Raw genomic sequence first — 14486 nt, 5'->3', positions numbered from 1 at the left:
CGCAGAGGTCCGGTGGCGGCGAGATCCCGGTCAGGCGGTCGGCTGGGCCGGCTCCGCGGGCTCGTCATCGGCGGTCGCGGGGCGGTCGGTCTCCAGGTCGCGCCCGCTCGCCTTGACGAGGCGGGGGAGGTCCGTGGGGCGTACCGCGTCCAGCGGCACCAGGTGGCCGTTGGCGAGGCGGGCCTGCACCGTCCGACCGTCGGACACCAGGCCGTCGACCGCGTTCCACGGCACCGTCCGGCTGCCCAGCAGCGCGCGCACGGTGAAACCGCGCTCGTCGACGTCGGTGCCGGCCCGCCAGGCCCAGACGGCGATGGCGAGCGGCACCAGAAGTACCGCCAAAAACCAGACACTCTCGGCGAGCAGCGGAACGGCTCCGATCACGGCGATGCCCGCGGCGACGGCGAGCGCTGCACTGCGCCGGAATTTGACCTTGACCTTGGTGCTCACCCAGCCATCCTCCCACCTTCAGGGGAACTGCTTCCGCGCGGTGGGGCGGGCATACTGAGCGCCGTGGGGGATGAGAACTGGTGTCCGAGGCGGCCCGGGCGCCTACGCCCTGTCCGGCTCGACCGGGTTGTGAGCTGGCCGACCCGGACCGGGCGCTCGCTAGCACCGGCGGCCGGAGTTACGCTCGGTGCCGTGCTTGACGAGATCGCTCTCGGACGGGGTGGTGTGCCGGGCGGTCCGCGTCGATATGTCCAGCTTTGCGGGCTGCTGGCCGTGGCGGGAGGCTGGGCTTGACCTCGAGTTTCCGCCGTGACGCACCCCCTTCGTGGGCCGCCGGTGTCAAGAGCGGCAGGCGGGTAGGGGTGCGCCCGAGCGGCATCGTGGCCGGCGCGCTACTGGCCGCTGCGACGGTCCTCGCGCTCGCCGTCGCCGGCTGGGGCATCAAGGAACTCAGCATCCTGTGGGGCGCGGCCGCGATCGCGGCGCTCGCCGGTGTGGTGGTGCTCACGCTGCGCGGCTTCCCGCTCTTCGCGATCCTGACCGGCGTCGCGGGCGCGGTCGCCTGGGGTGCGGCCACGCGCGGGCGCCTGCCCGAGAGCTGGTTCGACCTCCTCGGCGTCCTGGCGTTCATCGGGATCAATCTGGCCTTCGTGGTACCGCTGGTGGGCGCCTTCCTGTCCGCCCTCCTGCTCGACGCGCGTCGTGTCTCCCGCCTGTCCATCGACGAGGCGGTGAGCGGCCGCCGCTGGTGGGGCAAGCCCGACGACCACCTGCCGCGCCTCAAGCAGCTCGAGGCGATCCCCAGCGCCCGCTTCTTCGCCCTGGGCGAGGGCGGCTGCACCCACCTCGTCGTCGCCGGCCGCCGCGTCGCGCTGTTCCTGCCCACGGTCTGGCCGCACGGCGAGTTCACGATGGACGCCGCGGGCCAGGTCCTGCGTGGCGGCCGCCTGTTCGTGCCCGGCTCCGAGGACGTCGACGGTCTGGCCGCCGAGGTGCACACGTGGCGCGAGCAGCTGGCCGAGGTCGGCGGCGCCGTTCGCGGCTACCTCGTGGTGGCCCCCGCGCGCGGCGACGTCAGCGAAGACCTTGTGATCACCGTCGCCCCCGGCGAGCACCTGCACCTGGTCCACGCCCACGAGATGGCCGAGGCCGCGGGGCGCTGGCTGTCCGCCGACGCGTACCACGTGGACCTGCACGTCATGGAGCGCCTGCTGTTCATCGCCGCCGGCAACAAGCTGCCCGAGCCGCTGTCCCTGCCGCGCACCTTCGCCCGCGAGGCGTCCGCGCCCTCCACGGGCCGCGACGCCCTGCCCACCGACGCCGCATTCGCCGCGGCGGCCGGCGAGGACGCGGCACCGGCACTGCCGACGCTGCTCGGCTCGGCCGCGTCGCCCGCGTCCACCCCCACCACCGTCTGGCGCCCCGGCAACGGCGCGATGCGAGCCCGTCTGGGTCGCCGCCTGGCGCGCGGCACCGGCGCCCGCGGCGACGCCCTGGACGCCGACACCCCGTCGGACACCGAACCGATGTCCGACACCCCTAACGAACACGACGACGCGTTAACCCCCACCACGCGCAGCCGCAACGACGACGCCTCCCCCGCGCGCGGCCGCGCCGACGATTTCACCCCGGCGCGCGGCCCCGATGACGAGTTCGGCACCGGGGACCGCGAGGATGCGTTAGGACGTGTTCCGGGCCGCGATACTTCCGGCCATGGCACTCCAGGCCGCGACGGCCACACGGACTCCGGCCATGACGGCCGCGCGGACGTGGGTAGCGATGCGGACACGTCCTGGGAGGCGCGATCGACCCGGGAGCTGGTCGGCGACTGGGACAACGACTCCGCCAGCCAGCTGGCGGCGTGGGCTGCGGAGGAAACCTCTTTGTCGTACGGTGCAACCCCGGAACCCTCGTCCGCCGAGCCGACCCGGCCGGGACGCCTGCGAACGGAGGACGACGGCGGTTCCGGCACGTGGTCGTCGGGGGCGTCGTGGTCGAGCACGGGCGGCGGTGACGTACCGGCGCCCGAGGATCGGCTCCGGTGGAGCAGCTCGGCCGACGACTTCCCGGTGACGTACGAGGCGGGGACGTGGCCCAGTTCGGCAGCCGACGAGGTCACGAGCGGTGCTCGGCGCGCATGGACCGAGCCCGAGGAGACCGGTTCCGCTTCCGAGCGTCCGGCGACGGAGCCGTGGACTGCCGCCGCGCCCACTTCCGAGCGTCCGGGTTCCGAGCCGTGGACTGCCGCGCCCGCTTCCGAGCGTCCAGCCTCGGAGCCGTGGACCGCGGCGCCCGCGTCCGCGCGGCCGGCGGTGGAGCCCTGGACTGCCGTGCCCGAGCCGCCCGCGACCCCCTCGTGGCGCGACTCGTTCGCGTCCGAACCGCCCTCGGAGGCGGCGAGTGTCATGGCCGAGCCGTCGACGGCGCAGCCGTGGAGTGCATGGGGCGCGCCCGAGCGTGCCGCGGAGCCGCAGGGCGAGCCGTCCGCGCCCGAGGGGAGTGGGTGGGTGGACGACCGGCCGCCGTTCGAGCGGTCCTCGGCCGAGGCACCTCTGGCGGAGCAGCCCTCCGCAGAGCCGGCGCCGGTCGAGGGGCTGTCGGTGGAATGGCGTTCCGTGCAGACGCCCCTCGCGGAGCCGTCCCCCGTGCAGCGCCCGTCGGTGGAGTGGCGTGCAGCGCAGACGCCGCCTGCGGAGCCCCAGTCCGTGCCGTCGTCGGTGGAGTGGCCGTCGGTTGACTGGAGTGCCACAGTCACGCCGCCCGCGGAGGCGTCGTCGGCGGAGTGGCCGCCGGTGCATTGGCGTGCAGCGGAGAGCTCTCCCGCGGGGGCGTCCGCGGCGGAGCGGCCATCGGTTGAGTGGCGTGCGGCGGAGCTGCCGTCCTTCGAGCGTGGAGCTGCGGATCGGCCGTCCGTTGCGCGGCCTCCCATCGTGAGTGGGGAGCCGCCCTCGTGGGGTGGGAGCCTGTTCGATGGGGATGCGCCCGAGCTCGTGGCCAAGCCGCTCGAGCTGCGGCGGTCCTGGGATTCGGACCCGGCGTCGCGGTCGATCCGGCGTCGGGACCGGGCGGCTCAGCAGGCGTCCGAGCGCGAGGTTTCCGGTTCCCGCGCGGATGCGGAGTCCGGTGTTTCAGGACCGAACGATCGCGGCACCGGTGCGGGTGCCGGGGCGCGGGCAACGGTTGACGGCGCGCGTGAGCAGTCCGGGAGCACCCAGGCCTGGACCAGCGTTCCGGAGGCCGATGACCAGCCGGTGAGCGGCGGGGCCTGGCCGAGCCAGCCGCATCCGCGTGAGGAGGCCGGGCACACCGAGGCGTTCCCGAGCACTCCGGACCCGCGTGTCGAGGGTGGCGGCGCGGGGACGTGGTCGAGCGCTCCGAAGGCGTGGGATGAGGGCGGGCACACCGAGGCGTTCCCGAGTGCTCCGAACTCGCGTGACGAGGGCGGCGTGGGGACGTGGTCGAGCGCTCCGAAGGCTTGGGAAGAGGTCGGGCGCGCCGGGGAATGGCCGAGTGCTCCGGACCTGCGTGTCGAGGGTGGCGGCGCGGGGACGTGGTCGAGCGCTCCGAAGGCTTGGGAAGAGGGCGGGCACGCCGGGGAGTGGCCGAGTGCTCCGGACCGGCGTGACGAGGGTGGGCGCGCCGAGGCGTGGACGGGTGCGCTGGATCAGCGTGGGCAAGACGCGCGTGCGGAGGCGTGGCAGGGGCGGGGTGGCGGCGCGAACGGCGGGCAGGAGGAGGCCTGGTGGGACGCCGCGGCTAAGTCGGCCGAGACCGCGGAGAAACCCAAGCGCTCGCGTTGGGGACGGAAAAAGGGTGCCGCCAAGGATGCCGCACCCGCGGGTGCGGCCGAGCCGGAGCGTGGGGGCGGCGGCGGAGGCGGTGGCGCCGGATGGGTGACGGAGCCGACCAGCCGATGGGACCGCACGGCCGCCAGAAACGAGGACGCTGCCGACCGAGCCGCCGACGCAGATCGAGCCGCCACCGACTGGGCTGCCGCCGCTGATCGAGCCGCAGCTACTGACTGGGCTGCCGCTGGCGACAGGGCTGCTGCTGCGGACTGGGCTGCCACTGCCGATCGAGCCGCGGCCGCCGACTGGGCTGCCGCTGGCGATAGAGCTGCCGCCGCTGATCGAGCCGCCGCTACTGACTGGGCTGCCACTGCCGATCAGGATGCCGACCGAGCCGCTGCCGATCGGGCCGCCGGCGATCGAGGGGTCGGTGCGGGACATGTCGCTGATGGGTACCAGGACGGTGGGTACCAGGAAAACGGTCGCCACGGGGAGCGGGGCGGGGACCGGAACCCTGATCAGGGTAAATGGGACGCGGCGGCGTTCGATGATCTCGCGCCGCTCGAGCTCAACCTCGACGAGGAACCCAAAGCGCGGTCCCGGCGGTTCCTCCGCCGCAAGTAACGACAAAGCCGCGAGTAACCACGAACCGCGAGTAACAGCAAAGCCGTGATCAGCAGCAAAGCCGCGAGCAACAGCAAAAGGGGCGCCCCGCGAACAGGGCGCCCCTTTCGTGGCAGGTCTACCGCCAGCCGGCCATCGGGTACGCCGACAGCAGTTCCCGGACCTCGCCCGCGATGACGTCCAGCACCGGCTCGTCCTCCTTGACCGCGGCGTCCACGGCGCGGGAGATCCAGTCGGCCACCTGGGGCATCTGGGCCTCGGTCAGGCCGCGCGTGGTCAGCGCGGGGGTGCCGAGCCGCACGCCCGACGGGTCGAAGGGCTTGCGGGTGTCATACGGCACGGTGTTGTAGTTCGTCTCGATGCCGGCGCGGTCCAGCGCCTTCGCCGCCGGCTTGCCGCCGACGCCCTTGCCGGTCAGGTCGAGCAGGATCAGGTGGTTGTCGGTGCCCCCTGAGACCAGGTCGAAGCCGCGCTCGACGAGAGCCTCGGCGAGCGCCGTGGCGTTGGCGACGATCTGGTGCGCGTACGCCCGGAACTGCGGCGTCGCCGCCTCGCCCAGCGCGACCGCGATGCCCGCGGTGGTGTGGTTGTGCGGGCCGCCCTGCAGGCCGGGGAAGACCGCCTTGTCGATGGCCTTCGCGTGCTGCTCGTCGCACATGAGCATCGCGCCGCGCGGGCCGCGCAGGGTCTTGTGCGTGGTGGTCGAGATGACCTCGGCGTGGCCGACCGGGGACGGGTGCGCGCCGCCGGCGATCAGGCCGGCTATGTGGGCGATGTCGGCGACGAGCACGGCGCCGACCTCGCGGGCGATCTCGGCGAAGCGCGGGAAGTCGATCGTGCGCGGGATCGCCGTACCACCGGAGAAGATGAGCTTCGGCCGTTCGCGCAGCGCGATGTCGCGCACCTCGTCGAAGTCGATGCGGCCGTCTGACTTGCGGACGGTGTACTGCACGGCGCGGAACCAGGCGCCGGTGGCCGACACCGACCAGCCGTGGGTCAGGTGGCCACCCATGGGCAGCGCCATGCCCATGATCGTGTCGCCCGGCTTCGCGAGGGCCATGTACACGGCGAGGTTGGCCGGTGAGCCGGAGTACGGCTGGACGTTGGCGTGCTCGACGCCGAAGACCGACTTGGCCCGGGCGATCGCGAGCTGCTCGATCGGGTCGATGAACCGCTGGCCCTCGTAGTACCGCTTGCCTGGGTAGCCCTCGGAATACTTGTTGGTCAGGACGGTGCCGGTGGCCTCCAGGACGGCCTGGGAGACGTAGTTCTCCGAAGCGATCATCCGGAGGGTGTCGTGCTGTCGCTCGGCCTCGTTCTGGATCAGACCGGCCAGCTCCGGGTCGGCCTCAGTGAGGGCGGTCAGTGCCGGGACGTGCATGAGCTTCCTCCTGGCAGGTGCCAATCGGGCACCCAGGCGCGCGGTGCCGGCGATTCTTGGGAGCTCCCCGGTGGTCGGTTCCACCTTGATGTGCGCCAGTCGCAGATGACTTCGCCGATCGTAGTGGACCCGGCCGCCGGGGAGCCTGCCGGTTACGGAACGCGCCGGTAAGCGCCGTCACTCGCCGCGGTTGCCATCGAGGCATAAGCACGCAAAGCGGCCGAGACCGGGCGCTCCCGGTCGAGCGGGGTGTACGGACGGTCACGCTTCTCCTGCGCGATGCGCCGGGCGGCGAGCTCCTCGTCGCCGACGCGCAGCTCGATGGAGCGGGCCGGGATGTCGATGTCGATCGTGTCGCCCTCCTCCACGAGGGCGATCAGGCCGCCGCCGGCCGCCTCGGGGCTGATGTGGCCGATCGAGAGGCCGGACGTCCCGCCGGAGAAGCGCCCGTCCGTGATCAGCGCGCAGGCCCGGCCGAGGCCACGACCCTTGAGGAAGGACGTCGGGTACAGCATCTCCTGCATGCCCGGCCCGCCCTTGGGGCCCTCGTAGCGGATGACCACGACGTCGCCCGCGACGACCCGCTTGGCGAGGATGCCCTCGACGGCGTCCTCCTGCGACTCGAAGACGCGGGCGCGGCCGGAGAAGCGCAGGTTCTCCTCGGGCACACCGGCGGTCTTCACGACGCACCCGTCGGGCGCGAGGTTGCCGAAGAGGATCGCGAGCCCGCCGTCGGCGCTGTACGCGTGCTCGACGCTGCGGATGCATCCGCCCGAATCGTCGGTGTCGAGGGAGTGCCACCGGTTCGCCGTCGAGAACGGTTCGGTGGTCCGGACGCCCCCGGGCGCCGCGTGGAACAGCTCCAGGGCCTCCTCGGACGCCTTTCCGCTGCGGATGTCCCATTTGTCGACCCATTCCCGCAACGTCGGGGAATGCACCGACCAGACGGACTCGTCCAGCAGCCCGCCCCGCGAAAGCTCACCCATGATCGCCGGAATCCCGCCGGCCCGGTGAACGTCCTCCATGTGGTACTTCTGCGTGTTGGGGGCCACCTTCGCCAGGCAGGGCACCCGGCGCGAGATCGCGTCGATGTCCGCGACGGAGAAGTCCAGCTCCGCCTCCCGGGCCGCGGCCAGCAGGTGCAGGACGGTGTTGGTCGAGCCGCCCATCGCGACGTCGAGGGCGACGGCGTTTTCGAACGCCGGCCGAGAGGCGATCGCGCGCGGCAGGACCGAGGCGTCGTCATGCTCGTAGTACCGCCGGCAAAGCTCGACGATCAGCGACCCGGCGCGCTCGAACAGGCCGCGGCGGGCGGCGTGCGTCGCGAGGGTGGAGCCGTTGCCCGGCAGCGCCAGGCCGATCGCCTCGGTGAGGCAGTTCATGGAGTTGGCGGTGAACATCCCGGAGCACGACCCGCACGTCGGGCAGGCGGAGCGCTCGATCTGGCCGAGCTGCTCGTCCGTGACGGCCTCGTTCGCCGAGGCGATCATCGCGTCGATGAGGTCGAGCTTGGCGTCCTTCTCGTGCACCACGCCCTCGATGGCGACCGTCTTGCCGGCCTCCATCGGGCCGCCGGAGACGAACACGGTCGGGATGTTGAGGCGCAGGGCCGCGAGCAGCATGCCGGGCGTGATCTTGTCGCAGTTGGAGATGCACACGAGGGCATCGGCGCAGTGGGCCTGCACCATGTACTCGACGGCGTCGGCGATGAGCTCGCGACTGGGCAGCGAGTAGAGCATTCCGCCGTGGCCCATGGCGATGCCGTCGTCGACGGCGATGGTGTTGAACTCCTTGGCGACCCCTCCGGCCTCGGCGACCGCGTCGGCGACGATTATCCCGAGGTTGCGCAGGTGGACATGGCCAGGCACGAACTGCGTGAAACTGTTGGCGATGGCGACAATCGGCTTGCCGAAGTCGGAGTCGGTCATGCCGGTGGCGCGCCAGAGGGCGCGTGCGCCGGCCATGTTGCGACCAGAAGTAGAGGTCTTGGACCGCAGCTCGGGCATACCTGTGAGTCTGACACGTTCCGCATCCTGGGATCGGTTGACTCAGGCGGTGAGATGCGTCAGAGTGGGCACATGTCGTCGAGGTCGCTCCGAGTACTTATCGCCTAGCGCGCCGACGCCTACCGTCAGCGCGCTAGCCCCCCGTGCCGAGCACGTGGGGTTTTTTCATGTCCGGAGCTGTATCCCCAGTGAACTCTGAGCCTGCCTTGACACCTTACGAGCGAAAGTGCTTACTGCGATGACGAGACCCACGCCAGAAGTCCTCGCCCACCGAGCGCATCCGACACCGCCGGCGGCCGACAGCAAGAAGCCCCAGCCCTCTCAGACGGAGCTGCTCACCGGCGCGCAGGTACTCGTCCGCTCGCTTGAGGCCCTCGGCGCCGATGTCGTGTTCGGCATCCCTGGCGGCGCGATCCTGCCCGCGTACGACCCGCTGTTCGACTCCGAGAACGTCCGGCACATCCTGGTCCGCCACGAGCAGGGCGCCGGCCATGCGGCGACCGGCTACGCGCAGGCCACCGGCAAGGTCGGCGTCTGCATGGCCACCTCCGGCCCGGGCGCGACCAACCTGGTCACCCCGATCGCCGACGCCTACATGGACTCGGTCGCCATGGTCGCGATCACCGGGCAGGTCGGCTCGCAGTACATCGGCACGGACGCCTTCCAGGAGGCGGACATCGCCGGCATCACGCTGCCGATCACCAAGCACAACTACCTGGTCAAGTCCGGCGAGGAGCTGCCCCGGGTGCTCGCCGAGGCGTTCCACCTGGCCGGCACCGGCCGCCCCGGCCCCGTCCTGGTGGACATCCCCAAGGACGTGCTGCAGAAGCAGACGACGTTCAAGTGGCCGCCGGTGATGGAGCTGCCCGGGTACCACCCGACGCTGCACCCGCACGGCAAGCAGATCCGCGAGGCGGCCCGGCTGATCGCCGCCGCGAAGCGCCCGGTCCTTTACGTCGGCGGCGGCGTGATCAAGGCACGCGCATCCGAGGTGCTGCTCAAGCTGGCCGAGCTGACCGGCGCCCCGGTCGTCACCACGCTGATGGCGCGCGGCGCGTTCCCCGACTCGCACCCGCAGCACCTGGGCATGCCGGGCATGCACGGCTCGGTCGCCGCCGTCTACGCGCCGCAGAAGTCGGACCTGCTGATCGCGATCGGGGCCCGCTTCGACGACCGCGTCACCGGCGAACTGTCCACGTTCGCGCCGAACGCGCAGGTCATCCACGCCGACATCGACCCAGCCGAGATCGGCAAGAACCGGATCGCGGACGTGCCGATCGTCGGTGACGCCAAGCACGTCATCGAGGAGCTCATCGCCGCGGTGGCGGCCGAGCAGGCGGCCGGGCGCCGGCCGTCGCTCAAGGACTGGTGGGCGACGCTCGACGACATCCGCGGCCGCTACCCGCTCGGCTACGAGGAGCCCGCCGACGGGACGCTGTCGCCGCAGTACGTCATCGAAAGAATCGGCAAGATCGTCGGCCCGGACGCCATCTACACCGCCGGGGTCGGCCAGCACCAGATGTGGGCGGCGCAGTTCATCCAGTACGAGCACCCGGCCACCTGGCTCAACTCGGGCGGCCTGGGCACGATGGGTTACGCGGTCCCGGCCGCGATGGGCGCCAAGGTCGGCATGCCGGACAAGACGGTGTGGGCGATCGACGGCGACGGCTGCTTCCAGATGACCAACCAGGAGCTGGCGACCTGCGCCCTGGAGGGCATCCCGATCAAGGTGGCCGTCATCAACAACGGCAACCTGGGCATGGTCCGGCAGTGGCAGACGCTGTTCTACGACCAGCGGTACTCCAACACCGAGCTCGGCACCCACAAGCACCGCATCCCCGACTTCGTGAAGCTCGCCGACGCGCTGGGCTGCGTCGGGTTGCGCTGCGAGACCAAGCGCGACGTCGACGCCACGATCGAGGCCGCGATGAAGGTCACCGACCAGCCGGTCGTCGTTGACTTCGTGGTCGGCAAGGATGCGATGGTGTGGCCGATGGTGGCCGCCGGCACCAGCAACGACGAGATCATGTTCGCGCGAGGCGTCCGCCCCGCGTTCGACCAGGACGACGTGTAGGGGAGTCGACCGAATCATGGCCAAGCACACACTCTCCGTCCTGGTGGAGAACAAGCCCGGCATACTGGCCCGCGTCGCCGGCCTGTTCGCTCGGCGCGGCTTTAACATCGACTCCCTGGCCGTCGGCGAGACCGAGCACCCTGAGGTCTCCCGGATGACGATCGTGGTCAACGCGGACGAATCCCCGCTGGAACAGGTCACCAAGCAGCTCAACAAGCTTGTGCAGGTCCTGAAGATCGTCGAACTCGACACCACCGCCAGCGTCCAGCGCGAGCTGCTGCTGGTGAAGGTGCGCGCGGAACGTCCGGTGCGCTCGCAGGTCCTCGAGACCGTGAACCTGTTCCGGGCCCGCGTGGTCGACGTCGCCGCCGACGCCCTCACCATCGAGGCGACCGGCACGTCGGAAAAGCTGGACGCGCTGCTTCGTGACCTGGAGCCGTTCGGTATCAAGGAAATGGTCCAGTCCGGCGTCGTGGCCATCGGCCGCGGTTCACGCTCCATCACGACCGGTCCGGCGCTGCGCGCCGCTTCATAAGGGCGCTCCGCGCCGCATCCCTGAAACTCCCGAAAGGAAACACAGCATGCCCGCCGAGGTGTTTTACGACGACGACGCCGACCTGTCGTTGATCCAGGGCCGCAAGGTTGCGGTGCTGGGCTACGGCAGCCAGGGTCACGCCCACGCGCTGAGCCTGCGCGACTCCGGCGTCGACGTGCGCATCGGCCTGCCCGAGGGGTCCAAGAGCCGCGCCAAGGCCGAGGAGCAGGGCCTTCGCGTCCTCACCCCGGCCGAGGCCAGCGCCGAGGCGGACGTCATCATGATCCTCGCGCCGGACACCGCGCAGCGCTCGCTCTACGCCGACCACGTGGCCCCGAACCTGACCGCCGGCAAGGCGCTCTTCTTCGGCCACGGCCTCAACATCCGCTTCGGGCTGATCACGCCCCCCGCGGACGTGGACGTGTGCATGGTCGCCCCGAAGGGCCCGGGCCACCTGGTCCGCCGCCAGTTCGTCGACGGCAAGGGCGTGCCCTGTCTCGTCGCCGTCGAGCAGGACGCCACCGGCAACGCGCTGCAGCTGGCCCTGGCCTACGCGGCCGGCATCGGCGGCACCCGCGCCGGCGTGATCAAGACCACGTTCAAGGAGGAGACCGAGACCGACCTGTTCGGCGAGCAGGCCGTGCTCTGCGGCGGCGCGTCGGCCCTGGTCCAGACCGGCTTCGAGGTCCTCACCGAGGCGGGCTACGCCCCGGAGATCGCCTACTTCGAGTGCCTCCACGAGCTCAAGCTCATCGTGGACCTGATGTACGAGGGTGGCATCGCCCGCATGCGCTACAGCGTCTCCGACACCGCCGAGTACGGCGACTACACCCGCGGCCCGCGCGTGATCGACGCGAGGGTCAAGGAGGAGATGAAGCGCATCCTGGGCGAGATCCAGTCGGGCGAGTTCGCCCGCGAGCTGATCGCCGAGGACGACGCGGGCCGCCCGAACTTCACCAAGTACCGCGAGCAGGGCGCCAACCACCCGATCGAGGAGACCGGCAAGCAGCTGCGCTCGATGATGAGCTGGGTCGACCGCCCCATCACCGAGACTGCCTGACACGGCCGCGGGGCCCCTCACCGTGAGGGGCCCCGCTTCCATTTCATGACTCGGGCCGCGTCACCTGCGGACCGCTCCTCCCGCGAGACACCGGGCCGGGGCTGCCTGAAGGGCGCCCCGGCCCTGCCAGGTCCGCGGTGCCAAGGACCGGCGGATCAGCCCTGGCGGGCGGCGTTGGCGTGGATCGCGTCGCGGATGTACCGCGCCAGCCCCGGGTGCTCGGTGTCGTAGTTGGCGGTGAACCGAGGGTCCGCGACGTACATGTCGCCGAGCCCCCGGTGCGTTTCGAGCGGGCAGTCGTAGAACCACCGCCCGATGTGCTGGCGGTGCGCCTCGGCGAGGTCCATGGCCCGCGGCTCGGAGGCGGCGACGCCGCCGGTGAAGGCCGACGCGAACGCCGCGGTGTTCTCAGCCGCCTCCGCCTTGATCCGAGCCCAGTCGTCCTTGGTGTAGCTCGAGGTGCGCCGCGCCGATTCCCGGTAGGCGTCGGTGTCCCCCCACCGCTCGCGCGCCTCGTCGGCGTGCGCGTCGGGATCGAAGTCCCCGAAGAGCTCCCGCTTCTCCCCGGGCGTCAGGTTTGTCGTCATGCCCCAAAGCCTGGGGTCTCCAGCCGCTGGAGAGTCAACAGCGCCGGGCGTTCGCGTTCGGGCGGGGCGGCGGGTTGCCGGGTGTTCGAGTGCAGCATCGCACGGTGGCTGTGATCGCGCTCACGTCTTCATGGTCGCGGGCCACTGGAGCTGCGGGCCTACCATCGCCTGAAGAGGCCGACCGCCCGGCCCTGGAGCGTTTCGCCCGTGCGTGGCGGGCAGTGCCGCGCGCCCCGCAGTCGACGCCAACCGAAGCACGGAAGTCGAGGACGCTATGACCCTCCCTCCTGACCGCCCGGTGGTGCTCATCGCCGAGGAACTGGCCCCGTCCGCTCTCGAGGTGCTCGCCGACGACTACGAGGTCCGCCACATCGACGGCACCGACCGGTCCGCGCTGCTCGCCGAACTCGCCGACGCCAGTGCCGTGATCGTGCGCAGCGCCACCCAGATCGACGCCGAGGCGGTCGCCGCGGCGCCCCGGCTGAGAGTCGTCGCCCGCGCGGGCGTCGGCCTCGACAACATCGACGTGCCGGCCGCCACGGCGCGTGGCGTCATGGTGGTCAACGCACCCACGTCCAACATCGTCTCCGCCGCCGAGCAGGCCGTCGCGCTGCTGCTCGCCGTCGCCCGCAACACCGCCGCCGCGTCCGCCGCGCTCAAGGCGGGGGAGTGGAAGCGGTCGAAGTACACCGGCGTCGAGCTGTCCGGCAAGGTCGTCGGCGTGGTCGGGCTCGGCCGCATCGGCGTGCTGTTCGCCCAGCGCATCGCCGCCTTCGGGGTGCGCCTCGTCGCCTACGACCCGTATATCCAGCCCGCCCGGGCCGCCGCGCTCGGGGTCCGCCTGCTGGGCCTCGACGAGCTGCTGCGGGAGAGCGACTTCATCTCGATCCACCTGCCCAAGACCCCGGAGACGGTGGGCATCATCGGCGTGCGCGAGCTCGCGATCGTCAAGCCCGGCGTGCGGATCATCAATGCGGCGCGCGGCGGCCTGATCGACGAGCAGGCCCTCGCCGACGCGATCGCGGACGGGCGGGTCGCCGGCGCCGGCATCGACGTGTTCGCGAAGGAGCCGTGCGTCGCCTCGCCGCTGTTCGCGTTCGACAACGTGGTCGCCACGCCGCACCTGGGCGCCTCGACGGTGGAGGCGCAGGACAAGGCCGGGCTCGCGGTGGCGCGCAGCGTCAAGCTCGCCCTCGACGGCGAGTTCGTCCCCGACGCCGTGAACGTCCAGGTCGGCGGCTTCGTCGCCGAGGAGGTCCGGCCGCTGCTGCCGCTGGCCGAGCGGCTGGGCGCCGTCTTCACCGCCGTGGCCGGGGGCGTCGCGTCCGCGGTGACGGTCGAGGTGTACGGCGAGGTGGCCAAGCACGATGTGTCGGTCCTCAAGCTGGCCGCGACGAAGGGTCTGTTCGGCAGCGTCGTGGCCGAGCAGGTCACCTACGTCAACGCCCCGCACCTGGCCGCCGATCGAGGCGTCGAGGTCGCCCTCGCGGCCTTCACCGACTCCTCCGACCAGCCCAACCTGGTGACCGTGCGTGGAGCCCTTCCGGACGGGCGGGTAGCCTCGGTGTCCGGCACATACGTCGCCGGCCCACGCGAGGCGCTGAAGCTCACCGACATCAACGGCTTCAGCCTCGAGCTCGCGGCCGAGGGTGTGCTGCTGTTCTTCCGCTACGCCGACCGCCCCGGCGTGGTGGGGACAGTCGGTTCGATACTGGGTTCGGCGGGGGTGAACATCGCGGCGATGCAGGTCGCCCGGCGCGAGGCCGGCGGGGAGGCGCTCATGACGCTGACCGTCGACACGGCCGTGGAGGCGGACCTGCTCGGGGCGGCCCAGCAGGCCATCGGTGCGACCGCGGCGAGCACGGCGGACCTGTCCGCCGACTAGGGGACCTTCCTCTGATGAGGGCGGGGAGCGTGGCGGCGCTCCCCGCCCTCATTCCCCCTGGTGATCCCAATGATCGGGACGCCGGTCCACGGAATA

General features: G+C 71.6%; 9 protein-coding genes. 5 read left to right on the top strand and 4 right to left on the bottom strand.

The features are described 5' to 3' along the window. Nucleotides 1-30: 30 nt before the first annotated feature. The gene (locus AB0367_RS12300) at nucleotides 31-450 is read right to left on the bottom strand and encodes a PH domain-containing protein (protein WP_366226305.1); all 420 of its coding nucleotides are present in this window, start codon (nucleotides 448-450) and stop codon (nucleotides 31-33) included. Between the two features lie 290 nt (nucleotides 451-740). Between AB0367_RS12300 and AB0367_RS12295 the strand changes: the two genes are divergently transcribed. Beyond that, a complete protein-coding gene (locus tag AB0367_RS12295; RefSeq protein ID WP_366226304.1) occupies nucleotides 741-4862 on the top strand; it encodes a hypothetical protein in 4122 nt (1373 codons plus the stop codon). A 118-nt stretch (nucleotides 4863-4980) separates the two neighbouring features. Here the strand turns inward: AB0367_RS12295 and glyA are convergent, their stop codons facing one another. Together glyA and ilvD are read right to left on the bottom strand one after the other, a co-directional pair. Continuing rightward, nucleotides 4981-6243 (bottom strand): serine hydroxymethyltransferase, encoded by a 1263-nt coding sequence (gene glyA, locus AB0367_RS12290; protein WP_366226303.1) that lies wholly within the window; start codon nucleotides 6241-6243, stop codon nucleotides 4981-4983. Nucleotides 6244-6395: 152 nt separating this feature from the next. Then, complete coding sequence (ilvD, locus tag AB0367_RS12285) at nucleotides 6396-8249, bottom strand: dihydroxy-acid dehydratase (protein ID WP_366226302.1); 1854 nt, start codon at nucleotides 8247-8249, stop codon at nucleotides 6396-6398. A gap of 238 nt (nucleotides 8250-8487) precedes the next feature. On the opposite strand from ilvD, the gene AB0367_RS12280 reads away from it, so the two are divergent. Genes AB0367_RS12280 through ilvC form a run of 3 tightly spaced genes read left to right on the top strand, consistent with a single transcriptional unit; the run spans nucleotide 8488 to nucleotide 11918 of the window. Continuing rightward, nucleotides 8488-10323, top strand: a complete 1836-nt coding sequence (locus tag AB0367_RS12280; protein WP_366226301.1) for an acetolactate synthase large subunit — start codon at nucleotides 8488-8490, stop codon at nucleotides 10321-10323. A gap of 16 nt (nucleotides 10324-10339) precedes the next feature. Next, nucleotides 10340-10858, top strand: a complete 519-nt coding sequence (gene ilvN, locus AB0367_RS12275) for an acetolactate synthase small subunit (protein ID WP_344613581.1) — start codon at nucleotides 10340-10342, stop codon at nucleotides 10856-10858. A 46-nt stretch (nucleotides 10859-10904) separates the two neighbouring features. Beyond that, nucleotides 10905-11918, top strand: a complete 1014-nt coding sequence (gene ilvC, locus AB0367_RS12270; RefSeq protein ID WP_350548414.1) for a ketol-acid reductoisomerase — start codon at nucleotides 10905-10907, stop codon at nucleotides 11916-11918. Nucleotides 11919-12073: 155 nt separating this feature from the next. Here the strand turns inward: ilvC and AB0367_RS12265 are convergent, their stop codons facing one another. Then, a complete protein-coding gene (locus AB0367_RS12265; RefSeq protein ID WP_366226300.1) occupies nucleotides 12074-12505 on the bottom strand; it encodes a TipAS antibiotic-recognition domain-containing protein in 432 nt (143 codons plus the stop codon). Between the two features lie 274 nt (nucleotides 12506-12779). Between AB0367_RS12265 and serA the strand changes: the two genes are divergently transcribed. Then, nucleotides 12780-14390, top strand: coding sequence for a phosphoglycerate dehydrogenase (serA, locus tag AB0367_RS12260; protein WP_366226299.1), 1611 nt, complete (start codon nucleotides 12780-12782; stop codon nucleotides 14388-14390). Nucleotides 14391-14486: the final 96 nt, after the last annotated feature.

Source organism: Dactylosporangium sp. NPDC051484, from assembly GCF_040689395.1.
Lineage (GTDB): Bacteria > Actinomycetota > Actinomycetes > Mycobacteriales > Micromonosporaceae > Dactylosporangium.
Note: the sequence above shows the minus strand (reverse complement) of the source record. Positions and strands in the feature narration are given on the sequence as shown.